Origin of the sequence: Mesorhizobium sp. NFR06 (genome assembly GCF_900115245.1) — a bacterium.
Lineage (GTDB): Bacteria > Pseudomonadota > Alphaproteobacteria > Rhizobiales > Rhizobiaceae > Mesorhizobium.
In genome coordinates this window covers 168,528-182,657 of sequence record NZ_FOVT01000001.1, presented here as the reverse complement: position 1 = coordinate 182,657, position 14,130 = coordinate 168,528, and the positions used below count along the sequence as shown (strand labels likewise).

Below are 14,130 nucleotides of genomic sequence, written 5' to 3'. Positions count from 1 at the left end.
GACATGAGCACAGCCACCCACTCGCTTCCCCGCACCATCGGCGCCCACGCGGTCCTGTTGACCTACACGGCGATCGCGCTGTTTCCGGTGATCCTGGTCATCCTGAACTCGTTCAAGTCTCGCGCGGGCATTTTCGGCGCGCCGCTGACCCCGCCGACGCCAAAGACCTTCGACCTGATCGGCTATACGACCGTGATCGGCCAGGGCGATTTCATCCACTATTTCCAGAACAGTCTCGTCGTCACCGTCGCCTCGCTGTTCTTCGTGCTGCTGTTCGGCGCGATGGCTGCCTTCGCGCTGTCGGAATACCGCTTCCGCGGCAACACGATGATGGGGCTTTACCTGGCGCTCGGCATCATGATCCCGATCCGCCTCGGCACCGTCGCCATCCTGCAATTGATGGTGGCGACCGGGCTGGTCAACACATTGACGGCGCTGATCCTGGTCTACACCGCGCAAGGCCTGCCGCTGGCCATCTTCATCCTGTCGGAATTCATGAAGCAGGTGTCCGACGATCTGAAGAATGCCGGCCGCATCGACGGGCTGTCGGAATACACGATCTTCTTCCGGCTGGTGCTGCCGCTGGTCAGGCCATCGATGGCGACCGTCGCCGTCTTCACCATGATCCCGATCTGGAACGACCTGTGGTTCCCGCTGATCCTGGCGCCGTCGGAAGAAACCAAGACGGTGACGCTCGGCGCCCAGCTCTTCCTCGGCCAGTTCGTCACCAACTGGAACGCCATCCTGGCCGCGCTCTCGCTGGCGATCCTGCCGGTGCTGATCCTCTATGTCATCTTCTCGCGGCAGCTGATCCGCGGCATCACGTCGGGAGCGGTGAAGTGAGTGAGGACCGCCAATTGTTCGCAGGGCTGCACTCCACCCCACCCTCTCAAGAGAATCTGAGACATCTGGAGTAGTCAGGTGAGCGATAAACCACCCCTTCGCGTCGTCGTCGCCGGCCTCGGCAATATGGGCCGCAGCCATGCGCTGGCTTACCATAGCAATCCGGGCTTCGAGATCGCGGCGCTCGTCAATCGCTCCGACGTGCCGCTGCCGGACGGGCTTGGGCGTTATGGCATCCGGCGTTCCTTCGAGGATGCGTTGCGCGACGAGAAGCCGGACGTCGCTGCCATCGCCACCTATTCCGACAGCCATGCCGACTATGCGATCAGGGCGTTCGAGGCCGGCTGCCATGTCTTCGTCGAGAAGCCGCTGGCGACGACGGTGGCGGACGCGCAGCGCGTCGTCGATGCCGCCAAAGCCAATGGCAAGAAGCTGGTGATCGGCTATATCCTGCGCCACCACCCGTCCTGGGTGCGGCTGATCGCCGAGGCGCGCAAGCTCGGCGGCCCTTACGTGTTTCGCATGAACCTCAACCAGCAATCCTCCGGCCACACCTGGGGGACGCACAAGCAGCTGATGCAGACGACCTCGCCGATCGTCGACTGCGGCGTGCACTATCTCGATGTGATGCTGCAGATCACCGACGCGAGACCCGTCGAGGTGCGCGGCATGGGGGTCCGGCTGAGCGACGAGATTGCCCCCTCGATGTACAATTACGGCCATCTCCAGGTGCTGTTCGAGGACGGCTCGGTCGGCTGGTACGAGGCCGCCTGGGGGCCGATGATCTCGGAGACGGCCTTCTTCGTGAAGGACGTGATGTCGCCCAATGGCTGCGTGTCGATCGTCATGAAGGAAGGCGTGAAGTCCGACGACATCGACACCCACACCAAGACCTCGACAATTCGCCTGCATAGCGCGGCAATCGGAGCGGACGGCAAATTCGCCAAGCAGGACGAGATGCTGTCGATGGAGGGCGAGCCGGGACATCAGGAGCTCTGCGACCTCGAACAGGCCTTCCTGCTCAGGGCCATCCGCGAGGATATCGACCTGACGCGCCACATGGACGACGCGGTGAAGTCGCTTGCCGTGTGCCTGGCCGCCGACGAGAGCGTGCGTAGCGGCGCCCCAATCAAACTCTAGAACAAGGACGAAGCCGTGGGCTCGCTGAAGATCGAGAATGTGAAGAAGGCGTTTGGGCCGGTCGAGGTGCTGAAGGGCATCGATCTCGCGGTCAACAACGGCGAATTCGTCGTCTTTGTCGGCCCGTCCGGCTGCGGAAAGTCGACGCTGCTGCGCGTGATTGCCGGACTGGAGGATTCGACCTCAGGCCGCGTGCTGATCGACGGCGCCGACGTCTCGGTTACGCCGCCCGCAAAACGCGGCATCGCAATGGTGTTCCAGACCTATGCGCTCTACCCGCACCTGACGGTGAAGAACAATATGGGGCTCGGCTTGAAGCAGGCCGGCACGCCCGCGGCCGAGATCGAGCGGCGCATCAAGATCGCTTCGGCGATGCTGTCGCTCGAGCCCTATCTCGAACGCCGGCCGGCGGAACTATCCGGCGGCCAGCGCCAGCGCGTCGCCATCGGCCGCGCCGTGGTGCGCGAGCCGAAGCTTTTTCTGTTCGACGAGCCGCTGTCGAACCTCGACGCCGCGCTGCGCGTCAACACCCGCCTCGAGATCGCACAGCTGCACCGGCGGCTGAAGGCGACGATGATCTACGTCACCCACGACCAGGTCGAGGCGATGACGCTGGCCGACAAGATCGTCGTGCTCAACGCCGGCCGCATCGAGCAGATCGGCAGCCCGATGGAGCTCTACAATGCGCCGGCCAATGAATTCGTGGCCGGTTTCATCGGCTCGCCGAAGATGAATTTCATCGATGGCGCCAAGCTGGGCGAGACGGCCAAGACGATCGGCGTGCGTCCGGAACACCTCACCGTCGACACGAAATCCGGTGCCTGGAAAGGTACGGTGGTGCATGCCGAGCATCTCGGCGCCGACACCAACCTCTATCTCGACTGCGACAAGGCCGGGCTGGTCACCGTGCGCATCTTCGGCGTCTACAATGCCGAGCCGGGCGCGACGCTTTACGCGACACCGGATGCGGCAAAGACGTATCGGTTCGGGGCGGATGGAAGGGTTTTGAAGTAGCGCCTTTACCTTTTCCCCTTGTGGGAGAAGGTGGATCGGCGCGCGGCGCCGAGACGGATGAGGGGTGCTCCAGCGGAATGCCGCCTCAAGATTCAAGGACCCCGGGCGCTTAATCTTGCCGCGCCCGAGATCCTTCCAACACCCCTCATCCGGCCGCTTCGCGGCCACCTTCTCCCACAACAAGGGGAGAAGGCGAGGTCGGCGCTACTCGTCCGCCCTGAACGTCTGCTTCTGCTGGCCCATGCCTTCGATGCCGAGCTCCACCACGTCGCCGGCCTTCAGGAACACCGGCGGCTTCATGCCGAGGCCGACGCCGGGCGGCGTGCCGGTGGAGATGATGTCGCCGGCGTGCAGCGACATGAACTGGCTGAGATAGGAGACCAGGTATCTCACACCGTAGACCATGGTCTTGGTCGAGCCGTTCTGCATGGTCTTGCCGTTGACCGTCAGCCACATCTTGAGGTTCTGCGGGTCGGCGATCTCGTCCTTGGTCACCAGCCACGGGCCGATCGGGCCGAAGGTGTCGCAGGACTTGCCCTTGGTCCACTGGCCCTGGCGCTCGGCCTGGAAGGCGCGTTCGGACACGTCATGTGCGACGCAATAGCCGGCGACATAATCCAGCGCGTCGTCCTCTGAGACGTACTTCGCCGTCTTGCCGATGACGACGCCAAGCTCGACCTCCCAGTCGGTCTTGACCGAGCCGCGCGGGATCAGCACGTCGTCATCCGGCCCGACGATGGCCGAGCTTGCCTTCATGAAGATGATCGGCTCCGGCGGCACGGTGGCGCCGGTCTCGGCGGCGTGGTCGGAATAGTTGAGGCCGATGCAGATGAATTTCCCCGTGCCGGCGACGCAGGCGCCCGTGCGCGGCTTGCCGGCGACCGGCGGCAGCGACTTCGGATCGAGCTTCGACAGCATCTCCAGCGAGGCCGGATGAAGCGTTGTGCCGGCGATGTCGGCGACATAGGCCGAAAGGTCGCGGATCGTCCCGTCCTGATCGAGCAGGCCGGGCTTTTCGCTGCCAGCTTCGCCATAGCGCAACAACTTCATGTCAACTTCTCCACCTTGCGGCCAATGGCCGTTTGCAAATTCCCGTCAAAGCCAGCGGACCCTAGTCGTCGACCCCGTCCGCTGCAAGCAAGTCCCACCCTTATGGCCATCCGATCAGCGAGATTTTCAGACGCTTCGATCCGATCGCCGGCAGCTCTTGCCGGCCTGCCGTCAGATCGACCAGCCGCCGTCGATGTTATAGGCCTGCCCAGAGGTGTAGGTCGCACCCGCCAGGTAGACGGCGAGATCGGCGATCTCTTCCGGCGTGCCGAGCCGGCCCATCGGCTGGCGGGCGATGAAGGCCGCGCGCGCCGCCTCATAATCGCCCTGGGCATGCATGCGGTCCTGCAGCGACGGGCTCTCGACGGTGCCCGGGCAGATGGCATTGCAGCGAATGCCTTTGGCGACATAGTCGGCGGCGACCGCCTTGGTCAGGCCGACGACCGCCGCCTTGGTCAGCCCGTAGACGAAACGGCTCGGCACGCCTTTCTGCGAGCTCGCCAGCGAGGCCATGTTGATGATCGAACCGTCGCCGCGCTCCAGCATGCCGGGCAGCACGGCGCGGATGGTGCGGATCATCGAGCGGACATTGAGGTTGAGCGCGAAATCGAGCTCCTCGTCCTTCATTTCGAGGATCGAGCCGCCATGGACGAAGCCGGCGCAGTTGAAAAGGACATCGACCGGGCCGATCTCGGCAAAGGCCGAGGCGACGGCCGCGTCGTTCAGCACGTCGAGCCTGCGCGTCTTGATCCCCGGCGTCTTGCCGAGCTCGGCCAGGAGCGGCTCGTTGATGTCGGTGGCGTGAACGACGGCGCCCGCCTTGGCGAAGGCCAGCGAACTGGCCCGGCCGATGCCTTGTGCCGCGGCGGTGACCACAACGACTTTGCCTGCCAGATCCGCCATGCTTTTCTCCTCGCCTGCCTGGTCCGCCCGCCTTATCGATGGCCGGCTGCGGCGTCATGCGCCAGATGGCCAGCCTCGTGCGGTCTGCGCCGCCGCTTCACAGATAAAGATGTTTTTTCTCGTTAAAGAACACCGCGGCAAGCGTCAAGCCCGAACGGAACACCGTTGCGATACGGGCTCCGAGCGTCAGTCGCCGTACGGAACCCAGACATTCTTGACCTCGATGGCGCGGCGGAGGAAGGCCTCGCCGGCGGCTTCACTCGACGCCCAGTCGAGGCTGTGGCCATTGCCGGTCCACACGCGCTTCAAGTTGCCGACGGAGTCGGCTTCGGCCTTGGCGCAGGTGTCGGCATCGGCGAAGACCCAGAGCCCGTCGACGTCGTCATGTTTGGCCAGCACACCGGCAAGTTCCGCGGTGCGGCCGGTGACGATGTTTATGGCGCCGGCCGGAAGGTCCGAATATTCGATCACTTGATAGAGATCGGTGGCGAGCAGCGGGTGACGTTCCGACGGGACGGCGACCACGGTGTTGCCCATGGCGAGCGCCGGCACCGCCAGCGAGATGAAACCGAGCAGCGGCTGATTGTCGGGCGCGACGATGCCGACGACACCGACAGGCTCGTGCAGCGCCAGAGTGACGGCCCGAGCCGGCGGCTGGTGGACGCGGCCTTCGAACTTGTCAGCGAGGCCGGCATAGAGGAACAGCCGCTCGATGGAGAGTTCGACTTCCTCTCGTGCGGCTTTCGCGGTGACGCCGGTGAGCTGGACGAGGCGGTCGGCGAATTCGCCGGCCCGGCCGGACAGGTTTTCGGCCAGATAATAGAGCACCTGGCTGCGGTTGTAGGCCGTTGCGTCCGGCCAGGCTTTGCACGCACGAGCAGCGGCGACCGCATCACGGATGTCCTTGCGGTTGCCGAGCCCGACCTCACCGGCAAGCTTGCCCTTGGCCGTGGCAACAGCCAGCGAATAATTGCCGTCCGGCCGCACCTGCTTGCCGCCGATGAACAGCTTCGCGGTGCGGTCGATCGCCGTGCCGTCAGCCTGCTCGACCGGCTGGGCAGAACCGCCCGCGGCCGGCTTGATGACCGGGCCGACGGGCAGCTTGACCGCCAGATATTCAAACATGCCTTCGCGGCCGCCTTCGCGGCCGAAGCCGCTTTCGCGGTAGCCGCCGAAGCCGCAGGCGGCGTCGAACATGTTGGTGCCGTTGACCCAGACGACGCCGGCCTTCAATTGCGGCGCGACGTGCAGAGCAAGGTTGACGTTTTCGCTCCACACCGAAGCGGCGAGGCCGTAGCGCGTGTTGTTGGCCAGTTCGATCGCTTCCTCGGTGTTGCGGAAGCTCATCGTCGCCAGCACCGGACCGAAGACTTCTTCCTGCGCCAGAATGTTAGCCGGCGAAACACCTGTTGCGAGCGTCGGCAGATGATAGTAGCCGGTTGCCGGCAAGGGGGCGTCCGGCTGCCAGCAGACCGCGCCCTGTTTCGCGCCCTCCGCGATCAGGCCCTTGACGCGGTCGAGCTGGGTCAAGTCGACCAGCGGACCGATATCGGTGTTCTTGTCGAGCGGGCTGCCGACACGCAGCCGGCCCATCCTGACCTTGACCTTGGCGATGAAGGCTTCCGCTATGCCTTCCTGCACCAACAAGCGCGAGCCGGCGCAGCAGACCTGGCCCTGGTTGAACCAGATGCCGTCGACCAGCCCTTCGACGGCGCTGTCGAGATCGGCGTCCTCGAAGACGATGAAGGCCGATTTGCCGCCGAGCTCCAGCGACAGTTTCTTGCCCGAGCCGGCCGTCGCCTTGCGGATGATCTTGCCGACCTCGGAAGAGCCGGTGAAGGCGATCTTCTGGACACCGGGATGATTGACGATGGCCGCACCAGCCTCAGGACCGCCCTGGACGATGTTGACGACGCCTTTCGGCACGCCGGCTCGCTCGCAGATCTCGGCGAACAGGATGGCGGTGAGCGGCGTGAACTCGGCCGGCTTCAGCACCACCGTGCAGCCGGCAGCCAAGGCCGGCGCGATCTTCCAGGCCAGCATCAGCAGCGGGAAGTTCCACGGGATGACCTGGCCGACGACGCCGACCGGCTTGTGATCGGGAAAGTCCTTTTCCAACGTCTGCGCCCAGCCGGCATGGTGGATGAAATGGCGGATCGCCAGCGGCACGTCGATGTCGCGGCTCTCGCGGATCGGCTTGCCGTTGTCGATCGATTCCAGCACCGCGAACAGGCGCTGGTGGCGCTGCATGGCGCGGCCGATGGCGTAAAGCACTTTTGCTCTCGCGTACCCTGAGGACGCCGACCATTTCGGCAGCGCCTTGGCGGCGGCCGCGACCGCGGCATCGATGTCGGCGGCGCCGGCATCCGAGACCTTGGCGAGCAGCTTGCCGGAGGACGGCTCGCTGGTGTCAAAGGTCTTGCCGCTTGCCGCAGCCTTCCAGGCGCCATCGATGAACAGCGCTTTCGAAAAGTCGCGACCGGCAAGCCAGGCATCGGCCTCGTTGCGGGCTTCCGGCGCCGGACCGTATTCCATGGCGTGATAGCGTTCGAGGATGTTCATGGGCAGCTCCGCATAATTGTCCTGGGAGGCATTCCTTCGCGCCCCCCTCTGTCCTGCCGGACATCTCCCCCACAAGGGGGGAGATTAGCCTTCGCGCCCGCTGGCTGCAGTCCTGCAACGTCTGCGACTGGCGAAATCGTCGATGACAGCCAATCTCCCCACAAGTGGGGGAGATGTCCGGCAGGACAGAGGGGGGCGCGAAGGAACTCGGCGCTCAAGGCCTTCACTCGCCCTTCAAGCCATCGCGTGGCGGTGGTTGGCCGAGTAATGCCCGGTCAAATGATGCTCGAGCTGTCGCTCGATGTCGGTAAGCAGGCTCGACGCGCCGAAGCGGAACAGGTCCGGTTCGAGCCACGGCCGGCCGAGCTCTTCCTTCATCAGCACCAGCCAGTCGAGCGAGACCTTGGCGGTGGAGATGCCGCCGGCCGGCTTGAAGCCGATCAGGTAGCCGGTCTCCTCGAAATAGGCGCGGATGGCGCGCACCATGGCGAGGCCGACGGGAAGCGTGGCGTTGACGCTTTCTTTGCCGGTCGAGGTCTTGATGAAATCGGCGCCGGCCATCATCGCCACCATCGAGGCCAGCATGACATTGCGCAAAGTGGCGAGGTCGCCGGTGCCGAGGATGACTTTCAGATGCGCATCGCCGCAGGCGGCTCGCATAGCGACAATCTCGTTGAACAGCTCGCGCCATTTGGCGCCGTAAACCAGGCCGCGCGGAATGACGACGTCGATCTCGTCGGCGCCGTCCTTCACCGAGGCTTCGATCTCCTGCAGCCGGGTCGACAGCGGCGCAAGGCCATGCGGGAAGGCTGTCGAGACGGCGGCGACGTGGATGCCGGTGCCGCGCACGGCGTCGACCGCGGTGGCCACGAAGGGATGGTAGACGCAGACCGCCGCCGGGCGAATGGTTTCACCGGCTATGCCGAGACCCTCGACGATGTCGCGGCGCAACGGATTGATCGCCTTGGCGCAGAGCCGGCGCACGCGCTCGTCCGTGTCGTTGGAGTTCAGCGTGGTGAGGTCCATGCAGGCAATGGCGCGCAGCAGCCAGGCGGCCTGGTTGTCGGCCTTGATCGAGCGCCGCTTGGTGAGCGTCGCGACACGGCGCTCGAGCGCCGAACGGTTGACGCTGCGCACCGATTCCAGGAAGCCTAGATCAAGCTTCATGCCGGGGTTGCGGGCAATGCCATGCTCCAGCGGCATCGGCGTGTTGGCGGCGGCGCGCGCCGGCAGCGGCATAACCTTGGACGCGCCGGCGCCTGCGCCGGCCTCGCGGATCGTGCTCATCTCCTGCCCTTTCACTCTGCGACCTCAGCCGAAGATAACCCGCGAAGCGAGGCTTCACGAGTCTTTCAAAGGCTCATAGCCGAAAAAGGCCGTCGAGGCAGTAGATTTTTGACCGTATGGTCAAAACATAATGCTGAGTGGGCGCTCCCGGTGTTGGAGATTGGCCGAAACGCCCATCCCTTCGTCATACTCGGGCTTGACCCGAGTATCCATGCCGTGACCTCTGCCGCGGAGTGCAACGGTGCGGAATTCTGTAACCCCCGCAACGCCTTAGCGTAACGGCATGGATTCTAGGGTCTGCGCGCGTCGCTCCGCTCCTTGCTCCGCCCTAGAATGACGAAGCGCGAATGTCGTGGCTAATCTCAGACGCTTCAACAGAGCTGGCGGGCTGCGATGCGCCTCAGCCGACGAAGGCGCGCTCGACGACGAAGCTCGCCGGATGGCTGAGCGAGCCTTCCTGGAAGCCGAGGCTCTCGGCGAGCTCCTTGACGTCCTTCAGCATGTGCATCGAGCCGCAGATCATGATGCGGTCGGTCTCGGGGTTGAGCCTGTCGATGCCCAGGTCGGAATAGAACTTGCCCGAGCCGATCAGCGCGGTGATGCGGCCCATGCGCGCCGACTCCTCGCGGGTCGTCGAATTGTAGAGCGTGACGCGGCCGCCGGTCAGCTCGCCGATCAGCGGGTCGCTCTCGAGCGCCGCCACCAGTTCCTGGCCATAGGTGAGCTCGGCATTGTCGCGGCAGGTGTGGGTGAGGATGACCTCGTCGAACTTCTCGTAGGTGTCGGGGTCGCGCAGCAGGCTGGCGAAGGGCGCGATGCCGGTGCCGGTCGAGATCATGACCACGCGCTTGGCAGGCGTCAGCGCGTCGAGCACCAGGGTGCCGGTCGACTTCTGGCGCATGATGACGGTGTCGCCGACCTGGATCTTCTGCAGCTCGGAGGTCAGCGGGCCATCCGGCACCTTGATCGAGAAGAATTCGAGCTCGTCGTCCCAGGCGGGGCTGGCAACGGAATAGGCGCGGAAGATCGGCTTTTCGGCATTGGGCAGGCCGATCATGACGAATTCGCCGGAGCGAAAGCGCAGCGACTGCGGACGGGTGATGCGGAAGGAGAACAGCCGGTCGGTATAATGCTTCACCGACACCACGGTCTCGGCATAGACATTGGCCGGGATCGGGAACTGCAGCGGCCTTGCGCCGGCGACGTTCAACGCGGATGTCGTGTTCATCAAACCCAACTTTCCGGCGCGGACGCGAGACGCTGGCGCCAAACTTTGTCCTGCGCGCCCGAACGGTCAGGTTCCGGCGTGCTCCCTGCACACTGCCAAGCGGTAAGCTCTTGTGTCCCGAATTTATTAGTATACAAATGATATTTGCGTCAAGATGGCAGCGTAAAACGCCTTTCCAAACCGAGGCATATCCGTAGTCCTGGCATTTCGGGTTTCGGCAATGAATGAGAAATTTTCGGCGACGGCGGGAAGTGTCGTCGCCGGCATCGACGTCGGCGGCACCTTCACCGACCTGCTTCTGATCGACGGCAAGGACGGCGGCAAGGTCCATATCGCCAAGACGCCGACGACGGTGGAGAACCAGGCCTTCGGCGTGGTCGCCGCGCTCGGCGCGACCGGTTTTCCGATCGACGGCATCGACCTCATCGTGCACGGCACGACCACCACCACCAACGCCGTGCTGGAGCGACGCCTTGCCAGGACCGGCATGATCACCACGCGCGGCTTCCGCGACGTGATCGAGCTTGGCCGCCGCACGAGGCCGCAGGCCTATGGCATGACGGGCACCTTCGTGCCGGTCATTCCGCGCGATCTGCGGCTCGAGGTTTCGGAGCGCGTCGAGGCCTCTGGCGCCGTCCGCATCCCGCTCGACGAGGCCGAGATGCGCGATGCGGTGAAGCGGCTGCTCGCCGCCGGCTGCGAGTCGCTCGTCATCCATTTCCTGCATGCCTACGCCAACCCCTGGCATGAGCGGCGCGCCGCCGAGATCGCGGCGGAGCTTTGGCCGAACGGCCACATCACCACCGGCCACGCGCTGCTTTCGGAGGCGCGCGAGTTCGAGCGCGGGGTGACGGCGGCGGTCAACGCCTCGGTTCAGCCGATCCTGGAGCGCTATGTCGAGCGGCTGCGCAAGGAGCTCGGCGCAAAAGGTTACGCCCGCGACTTCCTGATCATGAACGGCAATGGCGGCATGATCTCGGCCCGCTTCGTGACGCGGGAATCGGCGAAGACGGTGATGTCCGGGCCGGCCTCGGGCGTGATCGCCGCCGCCTACACGGGAAAACGCGCCGGCTTCGGCAATCTCGTCACCTACGACATGGGCGGCACCTCGACCGACGTGGCGCTGATCCGCAACGCCGAGCCCGCCGTGTCGAACGAGATCGAGATCGAATATGCGATGCCGATCCACGTGCCGATGGTGGCGGTGCACACGGTCGGCGCCGGCGGCGGCTCGATCGCGCGCGTCGACGCTGCCGGGCTGATCCAGATCGGCCCGGAAAGCGCCGGCGCCAATCCCGGCCCGATCTGCTATGGGCGCGGCGGCAGCGAGCCGACCATCACCGATGCCAATCTGGTGCTGGGCCGACTGGCGCCGAAGAAGCTGCTGGCCGTGGACAACCCGGTGACGGTCGAGCACGTGACCTCGATCTTCGAGGACAAGATTGGCAAGCGCACCGGCCTCTCCGGCGTCGAGGCGGCCGGCGCAATCTTGAGACTCGGCAACATGAAGATGGCGGGCGCCATCCGCATGGTTTCGGTCTCGCGCGGCCACGACCCCCGCGATTTCGCGCTGTTCGCGTTCGGCGGTGCAGGCCCGTTGCATGCGACGGCGCTCGCCCGCGAGCTCGGCCTGCCCCGGGTACTGGTGCCGGCGCGGCCTGGCATCACCAATGCGCTCGGCTGCGTCGTCGCCGACCTCAGGCACGACTTCGTCAACACGATCAACCAACCGGTCGCAAATCTCGACGAAGCCAAGCTTCGCGAGGTGTTGGAACGGCACCGAAACGAAGGCGAGGCGCTGATTGCCAAGGAGGCGGTGAAACCGGATGCGATCCGCGTCACCCATTCGGCGGACATGCAGTTCGTCGGCCAGACGCATATCATCAACGTGCCGCTGCCCTCCTCATCGGTTTCACGAGAAACGCTGCAGCAGCTGTTCGAAAAAGCCTATTTCGCGCGCTTCAAGGTCGAGCTGCCCGAGATCCGCGCCAACCTCGTCAACCTCAACACGTCGGTCACCGGCGTGCGGCCGCAAATCGACCTGTCGAAGCTGATCGATCCGGCCGGGCGCGCGCCAACGCTCGATGAGGCGCGGCGCGAGATCCGGCCTGTCTGGTATCACGGCACCTGGCACGACACGCCGGTCTATGACCGCGAAAAGCTGCCGCTCGACGCCGCCATCGAGGGGCCAGCGATCCTGGAGCAGATGGACGCCACGACGGTGCTCGAACCCGGCGACCACGCGCGCTCGGACACCGACGGCAACATCATCATCGACATCGGCGAGGCTTGACAATGCCAGCGTTAAAAGGGGCAAAACTCGACACGATCACGCTTTCTGTGCTGCAGGCTGCCTTGCAGCAGGTCTGCGACGAGATGGATTTGACGTTTTCCCGCGCGGCCTTCTCGCCCGTCATCGCCGAGGCCAATGACCGCTCGGACGGCATCTATTCGGCGGTCGACGGCTCGCTGATCGCGCAAGGCAGCCAGGGCCTGCCGGTATTCGTCGGCGTCATGCAATATTCGACCAGGACGGTGATCGAGATGATCGCCGATGGTCGCTGCCTGGCCCCGGAACCCGGCGACATCTACATCGTCAACGATCCCTATCTCGGTGGCACGCATCTGATGGATGTGCGCTTCGTCATGCCGGTCTATCGGGGCGGCAAGATCTTCTGCTGGCTTTCCAACACCGGCCACTGGCCCGACATAGGCGGCTCGGTGCCGGGCGGGTTCTCCGCTTCCGCCACCGCCGTCGAACAGGAAGGCTTGCGGCTGCCGCCGGTGAAGCTGTTCAAGAGGGGCGTGCTCGATCCCGAAATCTACGCCATCATCTGCTCGAACATCCGCGTTGCCGACCAGCGCATCGGCGATATCCGCGCGCAGGCCGCGGCGCTCTTGATCGGTCAGGACAGGCTCAATGAAATCCTCGATCGTTACGGGGACGAAACCGTCGTCGAGGCGATCGCAGAGCTGCGCCGCCGCGCCGCCGAGCAGATGCGCGCCTCGATCGCCGTGATCCCGGACGGGGTCTATCGTTCGCAGGCTTTCGTCGATTCCGACGGGGTGGTGAACGAACCGCTGACCATCAATCTCGCCGTCGAGAAGCAGGGCGACGCGCTAACCTTCGATTTTGCAGGCTCGTCAAAACCCTGCGCCGGGCCGATGAACAGCGTGCTGGCAACGACATTGTCGTCGGTGTATCTGGCCATGCGCCATATTTTTCCGGAGGTGCCGATCAGCGCCGGTGCCTTCGAGCCGCTGAACGTCAAGCGGCCGGAAGGCACCTTCCTCGACGCGAAATATCCGCGCCCGGTGTCGGGCTGCGCGGCGGAGGTTTCGCAGCGCATCGCCGAAGCCGTCTTTGCCGCGATGGTGCAGGCTTTGCCGGAAAAGGTCACCGCGGCGCCCGCCGGCTCCAGCGGCAATTTCGCGCTCGGCGGTAACGATCCGGCGCGCGGTCGCGACTATGTCATGTACCAGATTTCCGGCGGCGGCTACGGTGGCAATGCCGGCCATGACGGCCTGAGCAACGGCTGCTCGACCATCGGCATTTCGAAGTCGCCGCCGGTCGAGATCATGGAGCAGGCATTTCCGGTCCTCTACCGGCATTATGCGCTGCGCGAAGGCTCCGGCGGCGCCGGCAGGCATCGCGGCGGTTTCGGGCTCGCCTATGAGGTGGAGATCTTGCGCGGTGAAGCCCGCGCGTCCTTCGTCATGGATCACGGCCGCTTCGGTCCGCAGGGCGCGCTTGGCGGCAAGGACGGCGCGCCGAACAGCGTGACCGTGTTCCGGGGCGGCGAAGCGCACGTACCGCCGCATCTTTCGAAAGAGCAGGACATCGCGCTCAAGGCCGGCGACCGCGTGCGCGTCGGCACGCCCGGCGGCGGTGGCTACGGCGACCCGCGCGAGCGCGATCCGAGGCAGGTCGCCGAGGATGTCAGGCTCGGCTACTACACTGTCGAGCAGGCGAGGGAGATGTTCGGGGTGGAATTGTAGGCGACGCGCTGGCGATCATGCTTGCGCCGCCGGATCCGGCGGTTTGGAGATTGGCCGCAACGCGCATCGCGTCGTCATTCTATGGCGTAGCAAGGAGCCAAGCG

Annotated in this window: 10 protein-coding genes; 5 read left to right on the top strand and 5 right to left on the bottom strand. The window is 65.0% G+C overall.

The genetic code is table 11. From position 1 onward, the window contains the following. The first annotated feature begins 3 nt into the window (after nucleotides 1-3). The 3 genes from F3H96_RS00885 (at nucleotide 4) to F3H96_RS00875 (ending at nucleotide 2,997) form a co-directional block, all read left to right on the top strand. Nucleotides 4-843, top strand: coding sequence for a carbohydrate ABC transporter permease (locus F3H96_RS00885; RefSeq protein ID WP_149790054.1), 840 nt, complete (start codon nucleotides 4-6; stop codon nucleotides 841-843). A gap of 78 nt (nucleotides 844-921) precedes the next feature. Continuing rightward, nucleotides 922-1,983 (top strand): Gfo/Idh/MocA family oxidoreductase, encoded by a 1,062-nt coding sequence (locus tag F3H96_RS00880; RefSeq protein WP_149790053.1) that lies wholly within the window; start codon nucleotides 922-924, stop codon nucleotides 1,981-1,983. A 15-nt stretch (nucleotides 1,984-1,998) separates the two neighbouring features. Next, nucleotides 1,999-2,997 (top strand): ABC transporter ATP-binding protein, encoded by a 999-nt coding sequence (locus F3H96_RS00875; RefSeq protein WP_149790052.1) that lies wholly within the window; start codon nucleotides 1,999-2,001, stop codon nucleotides 2,995-2,997. A 204-nt stretch (nucleotides 2,998-3,201) separates the two neighbouring features. Here F3H96_RS00875 and F3H96_RS00870 read toward each other — a convergent pair whose 3' ends face one another. From F3H96_RS00870 to F3H96_RS00850, 5 genes are all read right to left on the bottom strand, one after another. Continuing rightward, nucleotides 3,202-4,047 (bottom strand): fumarylacetoacetate hydrolase family protein, encoded by an 846-nt coding sequence (locus F3H96_RS00870; protein ID WP_149790051.1) that lies wholly within the window; start codon nucleotides 4,045-4,047, stop codon nucleotides 3,202-3,204. 171 nt (nucleotides 4,048-4,218) lie between these two features. Continuing rightward, nucleotides 4,219-4,950, bottom strand: a complete 732-nt coding sequence (locus F3H96_RS00865; RefSeq protein WP_149790050.1) for an SDR family oxidoreductase — start codon at nucleotides 4,948-4,950, stop codon at nucleotides 4,219-4,221. 186 nt (nucleotides 4,951-5,136) lie between these two features. After that, nucleotides 5,137-7,512 carry an aldehyde dehydrogenase family protein gene (locus tag F3H96_RS00860; RefSeq protein WP_149790049.1) on the bottom strand — a complete coding sequence of 792 codons (2,376 nt, stop codon included), beginning with the start codon at nucleotides 7,510-7,512 and terminating at the stop codon, nucleotides 5,137-5,139. Nucleotides 7,513-7,746: 234 nt separating this feature from the next. Then, nucleotides 7,747-8,799 (bottom strand): deoxyribose-phosphate aldolase, encoded by a 1,053-nt coding sequence (gene deoC, locus F3H96_RS00855; protein WP_149790048.1) that lies wholly within the window; start codon nucleotides 8,797-8,799, stop codon nucleotides 7,747-7,749. Between the two features lie 400 nt (nucleotides 8,800-9,199). Continuing rightward, nucleotides 9,200-10,027: a ferredoxin--NADP reductase gene (locus F3H96_RS00850; RefSeq protein WP_149790047.1), complete on the bottom strand. Its 828-nt coding sequence runs from the start codon at nucleotides 10,025-10,027 to the stop codon at nucleotides 9,200-9,202. Between the two features lie 220 nt (nucleotides 10,028-10,247). Here F3H96_RS00850 and F3H96_RS00845 point away from each other — a divergent pair, with 220 nt between their 5' ends. Continuing rightward, entirely contained in the window at nucleotides 10,248-12,320 is a 2,073-nt protein-coding gene (locus F3H96_RS00845) for a hydantoinase/oxoprolinase family protein (RefSeq protein ID WP_149790046.1), read from the top strand. Between the two features lie 2 nt (nucleotides 12,321-12,322). Beyond that, a complete protein-coding gene (locus F3H96_RS00840) occupies nucleotides 12,323-14,026 on the top strand; it encodes a hydantoinase B/oxoprolinase family protein (protein ID WP_149790045.1) in 1,704 nt (567 codons plus the stop codon). Nucleotides 14,027-14,130 lie beyond the last annotated feature (104 nt).

Excerpts from the sequence above, each read along its gene's own strand:
- F3H96_RS00885 (WP_149790054.1), top strand. The coding sequence starts at position 4 with ATGAGCACAGCCACCCACTCGCTTCCCCGCACCATCGGCGCCCACGCG.
- F3H96_RS00870 (WP_149790051.1), bottom strand. The coding sequence starts at position 4,047 with ATGAAGTTGTTGCGCTATGGCGAAGCTGGCAGCGAAAAGCCCGGCCTG.
- F3H96_RS00865 (WP_149790050.1), bottom strand. The coding sequence starts at position 4,950 with ATGGCGGATCTGGCAGGCAAAGTCGTTGTGGTCACCGCCGCGGCACAA.
- F3H96_RS00860 (WP_149790049.1), bottom strand. The coding sequence starts at position 7,512 with ATGAACATCCTCGAACGCTATCACGCCATGGAATACGGTCCGGCGCCG.
- deoC (WP_149790048.1), bottom strand. The coding sequence starts at position 8,799 with ATGAGCACGATCCGCGAGGCCGGCGCAGGCGCCGGCGCGTCCAAGGTT.
- F3H96_RS00850 (WP_149790047.1), bottom strand. The coding sequence starts at position 10,027 with ATGAACACGACATCCGCGTTGAACGTCGCCGGCGCAAGGCCGCTGCAG.
- F3H96_RS00845 (WP_149790046.1), top strand. The coding sequence starts at position 10,248 with ATGAATGAGAAATTTTCGGCGACGGCGGGAAGTGTCGTCGCCGGCATC.
- F3H96_RS00840 (WP_149790045.1), top strand. The coding sequence starts at position 12,323 with ATGCCAGCGTTAAAAGGGGCAAAACTCGACACGATCACGCTTTCTGTG.